The organism is Zoogloea sp. JDB1 (assembly GCF_056724025.1).
This window is the reverse complement of record NZ_CM161496.1, coordinates 797,924-810,638: the sequence shown is the minus strand read 5'-3', so window position 1 is coordinate 810,638 and position 12,715 is coordinate 797,924. Positions and strand designations below refer to the sequence as shown.

Sequence of the window (12,715 nt, the reverse complement as noted above, 5' to 3'; positions counted from 1 at the left end):
GTTTCACCAATCCTTGTCGCAACATGGCATCGCCTGTTTCTTTCAAGCCTTGTCACCGCTCCCTTCATGGAGAAGAAGAACATGTCAGACCAGAACTACAACCTGGAAGAAGTCGCCGGCGGTGTGCCGGTCAAGCTGTGGACCAAGGGCGTCCCGATTGAGGACGAAGCACGGCAGCAGTTGGCCAACGCGGCGCGTCTGCCCATCGTGTTCAAGCACATCGCGGCCATGCCGGATGTGCATCTGGGCATCGGAGCCACCGTCGGTTCGGTGATCCCGACGCTCAAGGCCATCATCCCGGCGGCGGTGGGGGTGGATATCGGCTGCGGCATGATGGCCGCCAAGACCACGCTGCGTGCTGAGGACCTGCCGGACAACCTGGGACCGCTGCGCTCGGCCATCGAGCAGGCGGTGCCGCACGGTTCCGTACCCCGGCACCGCGGCCGCGACCCCGGCAGCTGGGAGAACCCGCCGGTGGCGGTGGACCAGGTCTGGGCCACCTTGGCCGACGAGTTCGACGCCCTGTGCGAACTGCACCCGCGCCTGAAGAACACGAACAACCGCAAGCACCTGGGAACCCTGGGAACGGGCAACCACTTCATCGAGGTCTGTCTCGACGAAGCGGGTTTCGTCTGGTTCATGCTGCATTCGGGCTCGCGCGGCGTGGGTAACGCCATCGGTACGCACTTCATCGAACTGGCCAAGAAGGACGCCGAGCGCCATCAGCGCAACCTGCCCGACAAGGACCTGGCCTACTTCGAGGAAGGCGCCCAGCACTTCGATGACTACGTGCGGGGTGTGTCGTGGGCGCAGAAATTCGCGGCGCGCAACCGTGAGGTGATGATGGCCAACCTGATCGCCACGGTGCGCAAGGTCATCCACAAGCCCTTCGAGTCGCACGTGGAGGCGGTGAATTGCCACCACAACTACGTGCAACAGGAGCGCCATTTCGGGCAGGACGTGTTCGTGACCCGCAAGGGCGCGGTGAGTGCCAAGCGCGGCGAGCTGGGCATCATCCCGGGCAGCATGGGCGCGCGCAGCTACATCGTGCGCGGCCTGGGCAACCCGGAGAGCTTCGAGAGCTGCAGCCACGGTGCCGGCCGCGTGATGAGCCGTACCAAGGCCAAGAAGACGTTCACCGTCGAGGACCAGATCAGGGCGACAGCCGGCGTCGAGTGCCGCAAGGACGTCAATGTCATTGACGAAATCCCGATGGCCTACAAGGATATCGATGCTGTCATGGCGGCGCAGAAGGATCTGGTCGAAGTGGTGCACACCTTGAAGCAGGTGGTGTGCGTGAAAGGTTGATCGGGTGAGGGCGCAGTGCTCTCACCCGCGCAAAGGAAGGCATTGGGGAGAGCATGCAAGAAGAGACTGTTCTGAGCGCGCATCCGGTCTCGGACGAGATGCGGGCCACCGTGCTCGAAGAGCTTGCGGCGCTGGAGCGCCGGCACCGGGTGAAGGTGTTGTTTGCCTGCGAATCGGGCAGCCGTGGCTGGGGCTTTGCATCGCCCGACAGCGATTACGACGTGCGCTTCGTGTATGTCAATCGGTTGCCCTGGTACCTGGCCGTCGAGCCCGGCCGTGATGTCATCGAACAGCCCATCAGCGGTGAGCTGGACATCAGCGGCTGGGATCTGCGCAAGGCGCTGCACTTGCTGCGGGAGTCCAATCCGACCCTGCTCGAATGGCTGCGCTCGCCCATTGTCTACCGGCAGGAGACAGCCTGGGTGGAGCGTCTGCAGAGGCTCGCCGAAGAGGGCTTTTCGCCGGTACGGGGCTATCACCACTACGTGTCCATGGCCCGGAAGAACCTGCGGGAGCATCTGTATGGCGAGCGTGTCCGCTACAAGAAATACCTCTACGTCCTGCGCCCGCTGCTGGCCGCCCGCTGGATACGCGAAGGGCGTGGGGTTCCGCCGATGCGTTTTGCGGAGCTGGCGAGTCGGACGCTGACGGACCAAAGCCTGCTCGACGAGATCAACGCGCTGCTCGAGGTCAAGATGCGCGCCGGAGAGTCGGCGACCAGCCCGCGCTGGGTCGGTATCCATGCCTTCATCGAGCGCGAGCTGGCCGTTGCCATGGCACACAGGCCTGATAAGGGGCCGAAGGCGGACAGGGAAGGGCTCGACCGATACCTGCATGACGCGGTACTGCATTTCGATGCCCAGGCCTAGAACAACAAGAAGAGACGAGGGAAGAACATGATCGAAATCGATGGCGCTGCCGGCGAAGGCGGCGGACAAATCCTGCGCACCGCGCTGGCCCTGTCCATGTGCACGGGCCAGCCCTTCGCACTGACCCGGATTCGCGCCGGCCGCGCCAAACCCGGCCTGATGCGGCAACACCTGACCTGTGTGAACGCCGCGGCCGAGGTCTGCGGCGCTGACGTCCAGGGGGCCGAGCTGAACGCCCAGTCGCTGAGCTTCACGCCGGGTCAGGTGCGCGCGGGCGACTACCATTTCAACGTCGGCACCGCAGGCAGTTGCACGCTGGTGCTGCAGACCGTCTGGCCGGCCCTGCTGATGGCCGAGGCGCCAAGCCGCCTGAAGCTGGGCGGCGGGACCCACAACCCGATGGCCCCGCCGTTTCACTTCCTGGCGCGCAGCTATGCGCCGCTGATGCGAAGGCTCGGCGCCAATGCCGAGCTGAACCTGCGTCGCTTGGGCTTCTATCCGGCTGGCGGCGGGGAGATCGAGGTGACCATCTGGCCCGCGGAGGAAACGCTGCAGCCCTTTGACTTGAATGACCGTGGGGCCAGGCTGGAAGGCTACGCCGAATGCTTTGCGCCAGCGCTGCCGCGCTCCGTCGCCCGGCGCGAACTCGAGCACCTGGGAGCAGCCCTCGGTTGGAGCGGCGATCAATTGCGCGAGGCACCCACCCGTCAGCACGAAGGCCCTGGCAATGCCTTGCTGGCGACCCTGGCGTATGAAAACCTCACCGAGGTCTTCACCGAGTTTGGTGAAAAGGGGGTCAGCGCCGAAAAGGTCGCGCACAACCTGATGCGGCAAGTGCGGGCGTATCGGCTGAGCGAAGCCGCGTGCGGTTCGTATCTGGCCGATCAATGGGCGCTGCCGCTGGCCCTCGCCGTCTGGAAGCGTCGCAGCGAGGCTTCCTACACCTGCACGGCCCTGACGCCCCACGCGAAGACCAACTTCGAAGTGATCGAGCGCTTTCTGCCGGTGAAATTCTCAAGCGTGCCGTCCGGAAACGGCTGGAGAGTCAGCGCAAAGTTCGCCTAGGGAATCAGCCGGGCCAGGGTCTGGAGTTCTTCGCCGTTGAGGTCGGACACGGCCCAGAACTGCATGCCGGCGTTGCGCCAGTGGGCGAGCTGGTAGCCCTGGTGGCTGTGCAGGGTCGGGGCGGTCTGGCCGTCGGCGGGCCATATGAAGAGGTTGATGAGGTGGCCGTGGCGGCGGTAGACCAGGGCTGCCACCGGGCGGCCAGCCACGTAGTCGAGGCGGCCGCCGATCAGCGGGTAGCCGTCGCCGGCGAGGTCCTTCACCGGCGGTGAGTAGTCCAGCTTGCCCTGGAACCAGGGTTTGACGGTGTGCTGGTCGGAGGAGGCAACGTCGGTGAGGTGGGCGACCATCAGCGCGCGCACGTGGCTGCTGGCCAGTTCCTGCTCCAGCCCGCGGTTGCCGTCCGCCGGCGGCAGCAGCTGCAGGGTGAGCACGCTGGCCAGCACGCCGCAGGCGAAACCGGCGGCGGCGAGGCCCCAGGCGGGCCAGCGCCAGTGGCGGGCGGGCGGCGGGGCGGCCTGGCGCCGCTGGCCGGCCGCTTCCAGGGCGATCTCGGTGCGCACGGCGGATTGCAGCGCGTCGCCGGCCCGGTGGCGGGTCGCGTGTTCCCGCAGCAGGCGGCCCACGGCCCGGTCGGCGTCTTCTTCGTTCATGTCATTCCGTTCCAAGCAAATCCGCCAGCGCGGTGCGCAGGGCTGCGCGGGCGCGTGACAGGCGGGACATCACCGTGCCGATGGGAATGGCGGCGACCTGGGCGATCTCCGCGTAGGAGAGGTCTTCCAGCTCCCGCAGCACGATCACTTCCCGGTAGGGCGGCTCCAGTGCGCGGATCGCCGCGTCCACAGTCTGGCGGCGGTAGGCGTGCCACCGCTCGGTCTCGGGCGTGGCGCCGCGGCTGTCCGGCGGCACCGGCACGGCGGCCAGCAGCTCGTCGTCCTCGCCGCGGGCTACCCAGCGGGCGCTCATGCGCTGTTCCTCGAGCCAGGCGTAGCAGTTGTTGCGCACGATGCCCAGCAGCCAGGGCTTGGCGGCGTCGCCGCGCAGGGCGTCGAAGTAGCGGTAGGCCCGCAGGCAGGCGTCCTGCACCATGTCGTCGGCCACGTGCTCGTCCCGCACCAGCCAGCGTGCCAGGTTGTAGGCCGCGTCCAGGTGGGGCAGGACCAGCGCTTCGAAATCCCGCTTGTGCGCCATGGCCCGTCAGGCTTCCACGATCAGCATGCCGTTCATCTCCTCGTGGCCTTCGCCGCAGAAATTGTCACACAGAAAGGTCCATCGCCCGGCAGGCAGATCGGCCACGCGGATGCGCGTCACCCGGCCCGGCGGCAGATCGCTGCGCAGGCCAAGCTCGGGCATGCTGAAGCCGTGCACGAAATCCACGGAGCGGATGGCCAGGGTCAGGGTTTCGCCGGCGCGGGCGTGGATCTCGTTGGGCGTGTAGCGGAAGCGCCGCGCCTCCAGCTCGATGACCCGGCCTTCGCCCTCGGCGGCCCGCACGTGGCCGACGCCCAGTTCCAGCAGCGGCAGCGCCACGGCCACGCCCCCCAGGCGGCGCAGGACGTCGCGCCGCTTCATGTCGACACCACCGGGAATTCCTGGATCGCCAGGCGGGCCGCGCGGGGCTCGGCGTCCACCTCGCGGAAGCCCAGGGCCTGGGCGTCCACCTCGCGGAAGCCCAGGCCCTGGTAAGGCACCGCCGGGTTCCACGGCAGCGGCGTGCGCTTCTCCTGGGAGCCGGGGGCGGGCAGCGGGAACATCAGGGACTTGGCCGAGTGGTGGGCGATGTGCCCGGTCAGGTGGTGGTGTTCCTGGTGGATGTGGCCGTAGAACACGGTCAGGTTGCGGTAGGGCATCAGCGCGGCGATCACCTCGGCGCCGTCCCGCGTGGCCCAGTCCCACTTGGGCACCAGATCGAAGAGGGGGCGGTGGGTGAACAGCACGATGGGGGCATCCTTGTCCTGCCGCTCCAGGTCTGCCTTCAGCCACTCCAGTTGCGCGCTGCCGACGCGGGCGCCAGGGTCCGACACGTTGTCGAGGACGATGAAGTGGATGCCCTTGTGGTCGAAGGTGTAGTGGGTGGCGCCGAAGTATTCCTGGAAGGCGGCGCCCCGGTCGAGGGACGCGTCGTGCTCGCCGGGCATGAAATGCACGGTGGGTACTTTCAGCGCGGCCGCCACGTCCTTGAATTCGGCCATGCGCCGCCGCCGTTCCTCCGGGTCGTCGGTGGTGTGGGTCAGGTCACCGGTGAAGACGATGAAATCCGGTTGCCGGGGCAGGGCGTTTACCGCCGCCACGGCCTTCGGCAGCGTGCCGGTGGGGTCGGGGTTCTCGGGGCCACGGAAGCCCCAGTGCACGTCCGACAGCTGGACGAAATAGAAATCCGCGGCGTCCGCGTTCTTTGCGGCGCCCATGCCGGAACAGCCGGCCAGCGCGGACGCGAATACCGCGCCGCCGCCGAGCCCGCACAATTCCAGAAACCGCCTGCGATCCATGGTGTTCATGGTGGTCCTCTCCGTGGGTCGGGACGCCCGGGAAGGGCGTCTCCATACACTGCATACCGTGCCGGGCCGTGGTTTATTCCCGCTTGCCCTGGCTTTTGAGGAATTCGATGAGGTCGGCCCGGTCGCGGGCGTCCTCCACGCTCACATTCATCCGCTGGCCGGGCAGGAAGCGCTCCGGATCGGTGAGCCAGCGGTCCAGGTTCTCTTCGGTCCATACGCCCTGGGCGTTGCGCAGCGCCGGGGAGTAGTCGAAGCCCGGCGCCCGCCCGATGGCGCGCCCCACCACGCCGGCGTGGGCCGGCCCCTGGCCGTTGTAACGGATCGAATGGCAGGCCGAGCAGCGCTCCTTGTACAGCGCCTGGCCTCGCTCCGCGTCGCCGGCGGCCAGGGCCGCGCCCAGCCCCAGCAGGCCCAGCCCGGCGAGGCCAGCGCGCAGGACGACAGTGAATTTCGGAATGTCGTGCCCCATGGGGTGCTCCCTTCTCGAACGGGATGTCCTGCCTTGCAATACCGGGCGAGGGCCGGATTTATTCCCGGAGCCCATGGCGGGCTTGTCTTCGAAGGGCGCGTTCGCTCTAAAGATCGCAGAAATTCGCATAAGCACGGCCCCCTCCGCGCAAGGTTCGCCCCAGCCCCGCGCGTTATCATCAGCGCCCCTGCATGACGTTTCCGAGCCCCGCACCACCATGTCCCTGATCCCCCGTCGCCTGCCCCTGGCCGTCTTTCTGGCCGTACAGATGCTGATGCCCGCCGCGGAGGCCGCGGGGAAAACCGAGGTGGCCGTGCCGAAGCCGGAGGCCGAGGCGGGCGGGTTTGCGTCGTACCGGCTGGCCAACGGCTTCAAGATCATCCTGGCGCCGTTTCCGTCGGCGGCGAGCGTGCGGGTGGAACTGCTGGTGAAGACCGGCAGCAAACAGGAGGGCTATGGCGAGACGGGCATGGCGCACCTGCTGGAGCACATGCTGTTCAAGAGCGCCGGCCCGCGCGCAGACCTGAAGCGGGACTTGACCGCGCTCGGTGCGACGTGGAACGGCACGACGTCCACCGACCGCACCAACTATTTCGAGGTGGTCGCCGCCGAGCCGGAGAAGCTGGACGAGGTGTTGCGCCTGGAGGCGGACCGTTTCATTCGCGCCAGTTTCACCAAGGCCCACCTGGCCAGCGAGATGACGGTGGTGCGCAACGAGCTGGAGCGCAACGACACGGATCCGGGCAGCGTGGTGATGCGCGCGCTGCAGCGTCAGTCCTATTTCTGGCATGGCTACGGGCGGCCGACCATCGGCGCGCGCAGCGACATCGAGGACGCGCCCTTCGAGGCGCTGCAGGCCTTCCACGACAAGTATTACCGGCCGGACAACGCGGCGCTGATCGTGACCGGCAAGTTCGACACGCAGCGGGTGCTGGCGCTGGCCAGCCGCCTGTTCGCCGAGGCGCGCAACCCGGCCGGGCCAAAGCCCACCACGTGGACGCGGGAGGAGCCGCGCGCCGTGATCAACCGCAGCGAGCTGTTCCTGCCCGCCGGCACCACCATCGCCGCCAGCGGCTGGAAGCTGCCGGGCATGCGCGACCGCAGTCTGTATGCCTTCGATCTGGGCGTCAGCGCCATCTGCGCGCAGGACTGGGGCAGCCTGCGCAAGGACCTGGTGCTGGAGCGCAAGCTGGCAGTGTCGGCCCAGTGCCGCACCCAGTTGCAGCCCGACTACAGCCTGCTGGTCGGCAGCGCGTCGGCCGGCAAGGATGCCGACGCCGAGGCCCTTGGCCGCGCGCTGCGTGAGCACCTGGAGACGGCGGCGCGCCAGGGCATCACCAGCGAGCAGCTGGAGCGCGCCCGCCAGGCCGAGCTGAACGGCTACGAACGCCTGGCCAGCAACCACGAGAGCGTGGCCAGCCTGCTGTCCCGCGCCGAGGTGGCCGGCGACTGGCGGCTGTTTTTCTGGCAGCGGGACATGGCCCGCGACGTGACGCTGGACGAGGTGAACGCGGCGCTGCGCAAGTGGGTGGTGCCCACCAACCGGGCCGACGTGCTGTTGCGCCACGGCGACCAGCCGGAGGTGCCGGCATGGACCGTCGCGCCGACGGCGCAGGCACTGGTTGCCAACGGCAACTGGCCGGTGCTCGCCCAGGCCAGCGACCCGATCCCCGCCAGCGCGGCCGAACTCGCCAAGGCCAGCGTGGTGGTGCCGCTGCCCAGCGCGACGGCCAAGGCCGTGCTGATCTCCCGCAAGACCCAGGGCGCGCTGGCGTGGATCAGCCTCAACAATGACTACGGCAACACCCAGGCCTTCACCGGCCGCCGCGTGGCCTGCAACTTCGGCAGCAGCCTGCTGGCCTACGGCGGTGCGGGTCTCGACCGGGACCAGCTCGACGCCAGGCTCGAAGCCCTGCAGGCCCAGTGGTCCCTCGGCCTCGGCGAGATCACCCTGGAAGTGCCGCGCAAGAACGCCGAGGCCGCGCTGGATATCCTGCTGGCCGTGTGGGCCAAGCCGAGCCTGCCGCAGAACGAGTTCGAGCGCATGAAGGCGGCGTCCATCGCCCGTCTGGAGGCCGCGCTGAAGGACCCGGCCTCCGTGGCGTCCAGCCAGGCCGCGCTGCGCTTCGACAACTACCCGGACGAGCATCCCAACCAGCCCTGGTCGCTGGAGCGCCAGCTGGCCGCGGTGCGGGCCGCCACCTACGAGCAGGCCCGCCAGTGCGTCGCCGACCTGCACGGCATCGCCAGGCTGCGCCTGGCGGCAGTCGGGGACTTCACGCCGGGCGACGTGCAGGGCGTGTGGGACAAGGTCGCCAGGCTGCCGAAATCGCTCGTGCCCTATGAACGCGTCCGCGAGGAGGCGGCGCCGGCCGAGGTCGATACGGCGCCCATCGTCGTAAGCATGCCGGCCAAGCCGAACGCGTCGGTGGTCGGCCAGGCCCTGCTGCCGATCACCGACGATTCGCCGGACTTTCCGGCCCTGCGTATTGCCGCCAAGGTGCTCGGCGGCGATGCGGACAGCCGCATCTGGCAGCGTCTGAGGGAGAAGGAAGGCCTGGCCTACGGGGCCGGCGTGAGCCTTGCCGGGCGTAGCTTCGATCCGCGCAGCAGCTTCCGGCTGCAGGCCTCGGCGGCCAGCCCGCAGGCGGAGGCCGCGCTGACCAGCCTGAAGGCCGAGCTGGCCCGTGCGCTCAAGGACGGCTTCAGCGAGCAGGAAGTGGAACGCGCCAAGCGCACCTGGCTGGAGGAGCGCAAGACCGGGCTGCGCAATGAGAAGGGCTTTGTCGGCGTGTTGTCCGCCGGCCTGGAGAACGGCCACGATTACGCGTGGATCGCCCAGTACGACGCGCAGATTGCGCGCCTCGGCGCCGCCGACGTGACCGCGGTGTTCCGCAAGTACCTGCAGGGCGCGCCGCTGGTGTGGTCGGTCGGCCGCGGCGAGTAGGCGCGTTATCGCCGGTTTGTCGAGCTGGCGGCCGGGGGCCGCGGCTCGATCTGAGCACTCCCAAGGCCGGGCTGCGTCCAGTCGCCCCCGCGAGGGCGAGGTCGCCTGGGGCGGCCCGGTGTTTCCTTGAGAGGCTTTAAGCGGCGGGCTCGGCGTGGATGGCGCCCAGGTAGTGCGCCATGTAGTCCTCGAAGCTGCCTTGCTGCTCCGCTTCCAGCCTGGCCTGGGCGGCCAGGGAGTCGCGGGCGGCCTGTTCGAAACGGGCTTCCGTGGCGGCGTCCAGCGGGTGCTGGCGGAACCATTCGGCGTGGCGCTCGGCCTGACGGCGGCCGAAGGCGAACAGGCTGATCCCGTCGTCCTGCAGGCTCTGCAGCACCTGGGCGGACGGGGTCAGCGACACGTCCTCCAGCTTGGCCCGCTGGGCGTCCAGGGCGCGGCGGTGCTGGTCGTGGCCGAAGGCGGTGTCGAGGCGGTCGGCACAGGCGCCGATGCGTTCCAGCAGCTCCAATCCCCACGCCTGCAGGCCGATGGGCTTGCCGTGGCGCTTCAGCTGCAGGCCCGGCTTGCGGCCTTCATTGACGCTGCGCGTGAAGTTGCCGGTGCATTCGCCGCATTCGCCGGAGATCAGGCCAGGGCCGTCCTCCAGCGCGCAGAACAGCAGGAAGGCGTCGAGGAAGCGCGTCTCGGTAAGGTCGATGCCCAGCGGCAGGAAGGGGTTGAGGTCCAGGCAGCGCACTTCCACGTACTGCACGCCGCGGGCGCCCAGCGCCTGCAGCGGCCGCTCGCCGCTGTTGATCACGCGCTTGGGGCGGATCGTCGAGTAGTACTCGTTCTCGATCTGCAGCACGTTGGTGTTGAGCTGCACCCACTCGCCATCCCGCTGCGTGCCGACCGCAGCGTAGGGCGCATAAGGCGTGGTCACGGCGCGGCGCAGGCTCTCCAGGTAGCTGTCCAGGCTGTCGTAGCAGGGCGTCAGGCTGGCCTGGGCCTCGCTCTGGTAGCCCAGGTCGCTCATGCGCAGGCTGGTTGCCCACGGCAGGTACAGGGTCTCGGCGTCCAGCGTGTCGAGGCGGTGCGGCTGGCCGCGGAAGAAGCTGGCGCCCACCGCCGGCGAGGCGCCGAACAGGTAGGGCAGCAGCCAGCTGTAGCGGCGGAAGTTGCGGATCAGCGCGATGTAACAGGCCGATTGCCAGTCCTGCGCGGAGCGCGTGTCGCCTTCCTCCTGCTGCAGCAGCGGCCACAGGGCCTCGGGCAGCGAGAAGTTGTAATGGATGCCGGCGATGCACTGCATCGTCTTGCCGTAGCGCACCGCCAGGCCCTTGCGATAGACGTGCTTGAGGCGGCCGACGTGGCTGCTGCCGTAGTCGGCGATCGGGATGGTGGCTTCGTCCGGCAGCCGGCACGGCATGGAGTTGGGCCACAGCCGCTCTTCGCCGAGGTGGGCCTGCACGAAGCGGTGGATGGCGTCCAGCTCGTCCAGCGTGTCGGCGGCATCCTCGCGGGCGTCGGTGATGAACTCCAGCAGCGCTTCGGAGTAGTCGGTGGTGATCTGGGTGTGGGTCAGCGCCGAGCCGAGGGCTGGAGGATGGGGCGTCAGCGCCAGGTCGCCGGCGGGATCGGCGCGCAGGCTCTCCCGCTCCACGCCATGTCGGCAGTGACGCAGCAGGGCGTGCTGGTCGGCACGGTCGAAGAGGGCCAAGCGGCGCAGCAGGGGATCGCTCAAAAGTCGGATTCCTTGGGACAGATTCAGTTGGGACGGATGCAGTGGCCGCGTCGCGATGGGGCACGCAGCGCGGCTTCATCCTCCAGTATCGGGCGGCATTATGAAGGAAGCCGGTGTATGCACGCTTATTGTGCGCGCTCTATATGGAGCTGGGGACCGGGGGTTCCCGCAGTGGGATAGCCGGGCGCCGTGTTGGTTCCCGGCGTTGGTGGCAGCGTGACGCAAAAAAGCCTCCGCGCCGGGGCTGGCGGGGAGGCTGAGGAGTAGCGGATGCCGGGGCATCCGCGTCAGGGATCAGGCTTGTGCGGGCTGCAGCTGGGCTTCCGCCTCGATCAGCGAGCTGGCGCGGGTGTCGCGCATGAACCAGCACACCAGCAGCGTGCAGCCGATCACCGCGGTGGCGTACCAGTAGAAGCCGCTCTCCAGGCCGGACTGCTTGAACCACAGGGCAATGTACTCCGAGGTGCCGCCGAACACCGACACCGCGAAGGCGTAGGGCACGCCGACGCCGGTGGCGCGGATCGACGCCGGGAACATCTCGGCCTTCACCAGCGCGTTGATGGAGGTGTAGCCGGACACGATGAGCCAGGCGCAGGCGATCAGGCCGAAGGCTTCCCACGGGCCGCTGGCGTGGCGGATGGCGGTCAGCAGCGGCACGGTGAACAGCGTGCCGAGCAGCGCGAAGCCGACCAGCAGCGGGCGCCGGCCGATACGGTCGGACAGCGCGCCGTAGAGGGGCTGCAGGCACATCGCGAAGATCAGCGAGGCCGCCGACACGGCGGTGGTTTGCGCGTCGGTGAGGCCTACCGACAGGCGCAGGAACTTCTGCATGTAGGTCGTATAGACGTAGAAGGCCAGCGTGCCGCCCATCGTCAGGCCGACCACCAGCAGCACTTCGCGGGGGTGTTTGGCGAGCTGCTTGAGGCCGCCCATAGCCGCGGACTTTTTGCGGGCGTTCTCGAAGGACTGGGTTTCCGGCAGGTCGTGGCGCATGCGCAGGGCCAGCAGGGCCAGACAGGCACCGACGACGAAGGGGATGCGCCAGCCCCAGGCGCGCAGCTGCTCGGCGTCGAGCAGGAAGTTCTGCAGTACGAGGAGCAGCAGCAGGGCCAGCAGCTGGCCGCCGATCAGCGTCACGTACTGGAAGCTGGCGTAGAAGCCGCGGTGGCGCGAGTCGGCCATCTCCGACAGATAGGTGGCGCTGGCGCCGTATTCGCCGCCGAGGCTGAGGCCCTGCAGCAGGCGGGCCAGCAGCAGCAGGATCGGCGACAGGATGCCGGCGGTGGCGTAGGTGGGCGCACAGGCGATCAGCAGGGAGCCGAAGCACATCAGCAGCACCGACAGCATCAGCGCCACCTTGCGGCCGTGGCGGTCGCCGATGTGGCCGAACAGCACACCGCCGAGGGGGCGGATGAAGAAGCCCAGCGCGAAGATGCCGGCGGTGGACATCATCTGCGCGGTCGGGTCCTGGGCCGGGAAGAAGGAATTGGCGAAATAGAGGGCGAAGGCCGCGTAGCAATAGAAGTCGAACCATTCGACCAGGTTGCCCGCCGAGCCGACGACGATCGCGCGAAGGCGTTGCCCGCTGATGCGCTCGCCACGGGCCGCCGCCAGCGGGCGCTCCAGGGCCAGTTGTGCCGTGCCAGTGCTCATGTCTTGTCTCCTGTGGAACCGCGTCTGCCCCCGAAATGGAGGTTCGCGTTATGGGGCGAGTATCCGCAGGCGGCGGGACGGGCACATCCGCAGCATTCACCCCCGGCCCCTCCGTAGAACTACGCAGAGCGCGTCTGCCTGCCCCGTTGTGGGCGGCAGACGCGCTATCGTTAACGCATCCCG

The 12,715-nt window shown here is 68.5% G+C and carries 11 protein-coding genes; 4 read left to right on the top strand and 7 right to left on the bottom strand.

Annotation, left to right across the window (positions count from 1 at the left end):
* The first annotated feature begins 81 nt into the window (after nt 1-81).
* Genes AC1PPK_RS03525 through rtcA form a run of 3 tightly spaced genes read left to right on the top strand, consistent with a single transcriptional unit; the run spans nt 82 to nt 3,242 of the window.
* Nucleotides 82-1,308, top strand: a complete 1,227-nt coding sequence (locus AC1PPK_RS03525; RefSeq protein WP_481116472.1) for an RtcB family protein — start codon at nt 82-84, stop codon at nt 1,306-1,308.
* Between the two features lie 53 nt (nt 1,309-1,361).
* Nucleotides 1,362-2,177: a nucleotidyltransferase domain-containing protein gene (locus AC1PPK_RS03520; RefSeq protein ID WP_481116471.1), complete on the top strand. Its 816-nt coding sequence runs from the start codon at nt 1,362-1,364 to the stop codon at nt 2,175-2,177.
* A 27-nt stretch (nt 2,178-2,204) separates the two neighbouring features.
* The gene (gene rtcA / locus AC1PPK_RS03515) at nt 2,205-3,242 is read left to right on the top strand and encodes an RNA 3'-terminal phosphate cyclase (RefSeq protein WP_481116470.1); all 1,038 of its coding nucleotides are present in this window, start codon (nt 2,205-2,207) and stop codon (nt 3,240-3,242) included.
* On the opposite strand, the gene AC1PPK_RS03510 is transcribed toward rtcA, so the two are convergent.
* The 5 genes from AC1PPK_RS03510 to AC1PPK_RS03490 all read right to left on the bottom strand — a co-directional run bounded on the left by AC1PPK_RS03510 (nt 3,239) and on the right by AC1PPK_RS03490 (nt 6,209).
* A complete protein-coding gene (locus tag AC1PPK_RS03510) occupies nt 3,239-3,895 on the bottom strand; it encodes an anti-sigma factor family protein (protein WP_481116469.1) in 657 nt (218 codons plus the stop codon). The genes rtcA and AC1PPK_RS03510 overlap by 4 nt on opposite strands.
* Before the next feature lies 1 nt (nt 3,896).
* Complete coding sequence (locus AC1PPK_RS03505) at nt 3,897-4,433, bottom strand: sigma-70 family RNA polymerase sigma factor (RefSeq protein ID WP_481116468.1); 537 nt, start codon at nt 4,431-4,433, stop codon at nt 3,897-3,899.
* Between the two features lie 6 nt (nt 4,434-4,439).
* Nucleotides 4,440-4,814 (bottom strand): cupredoxin domain-containing protein, encoded by a 375-nt coding sequence (locus tag AC1PPK_RS03500; protein ID WP_481116467.1) that lies wholly within the window; start codon nt 4,812-4,814, stop codon nt 4,440-4,442.
* Nucleotides 4,811-5,740 (bottom strand): metallophosphoesterase family protein, encoded by a 930-nt coding sequence (locus AC1PPK_RS03495; protein WP_481116466.1) that lies wholly within the window; start codon nt 5,738-5,740, stop codon nt 4,811-4,813. The genes AC1PPK_RS03500 and AC1PPK_RS03495 overlap by 4 nt, the downstream gene beginning before the upstream one ends.
* Before the next feature lie 73 nt (nt 5,741-5,813).
* A complete protein-coding gene (locus AC1PPK_RS03490; RefSeq protein ID WP_481116465.1) occupies nt 5,814-6,209 on the bottom strand; it encodes a c-type cytochrome in 396 nt (131 codons plus the stop codon).
* 217 nt (nt 6,210-6,426) lie between these two features.
* On the opposite strand from AC1PPK_RS03490, the gene AC1PPK_RS03485 reads away from it, so the two are divergent.
* On the top strand, nt 6,427-9,156 hold the full coding sequence (locus AC1PPK_RS03485) for a M16 family metallopeptidase (protein WP_481116464.1): 2,730 nt from the start codon (nt 6,427-6,429) through the stop codon (nt 9,154-9,156).
* 136 nt (nt 9,157-9,292) lie between these two features.
* Here AC1PPK_RS03485 and gshA read toward each other — a convergent pair whose 3' ends face one another.
* Both gshA and AC1PPK_RS03475 read right to left on the bottom strand, forming a co-directional pair.
* The gene (gene gshA / locus AC1PPK_RS03480; RefSeq protein ID WP_481116463.1) at nt 9,293-10,879 is read right to left on the bottom strand and encodes a glutamate--cysteine ligase; all 1,587 of its coding nucleotides are present in this window, start codon (nt 10,877-10,879) and stop codon (nt 9,293-9,295) included.
* A gap of 294 nt (nt 10,880-11,173) precedes the next feature.
* Nucleotides 11,174-12,532, bottom strand: coding sequence for an MFS transporter (locus AC1PPK_RS03475; RefSeq protein ID WP_481116462.1), 1,359 nt, complete (start codon nt 12,530-12,532; stop codon nt 11,174-11,176).
* Between the last annotated feature and the right edge of the window lie 183 nt (nt 12,533-12,715).

Coding starts and splice junctions, on each gene's coding strand:
- AC1PPK_RS03475 (WP_481116462.1), bottom strand. CDS start 12,532: ATGAGCACTGGCACGGCACAACTGGCCCTGGAGCGCCCGCTGGCGGCG.
- AC1PPK_RS03505 (WP_481116468.1), bottom strand. CDS start 4,433: ATGGCGCACAAGCGGGATTTCGAAGCGCTGGTCCTGCCCCACCTGGAC.
- AC1PPK_RS03500 (WP_481116467.1), bottom strand. CDS start 4,814: ATGAAGCGGCGCGACGTCCTGCGCCGCCTGGGGGGCGTGGCCGTGGCG.
- AC1PPK_RS03525 (WP_481116472.1), top strand. CDS start 82: ATGTCAGACCAGAACTACAACCTGGAAGAAGTCGCCGGCGGTGTGCCG.
- AC1PPK_RS03485 (WP_481116464.1), top strand. CDS start 6,427: ATGTCCCTGATCCCCCGTCGCCTGCCCCTGGCCGTCTTTCTGGCCGTA.
- AC1PPK_RS03520 (WP_481116471.1), top strand. CDS start 1,362: ATGCAAGAAGAGACTGTTCTGAGCGCGCATCCGGTCTCGGACGAGATG.
- AC1PPK_RS03490 (WP_481116465.1), bottom strand. CDS start 6,209: ATGGGGCACGACATTCCGAAATTCACTGTCGTCCTGCGCGCTGGCCTC.
- rtcA (WP_481116470.1), top strand. CDS start 2,205: ATGATCGAAATCGATGGCGCTGCCGGCGAAGGCGGCGGACAAATCCTG.
- AC1PPK_RS03510 (WP_481116469.1), bottom strand. CDS start 3,895: ATGAACGAAGAAGACGCCGACCGGGCCGTGGGCCGCCTGCTGCGGGAA.
- AC1PPK_RS03495 (WP_481116466.1), bottom strand. CDS start 5,740: ATGAACACCATGGATCGCAGGCGGTTTCTGGAATTGTGCGGGCTCGGC.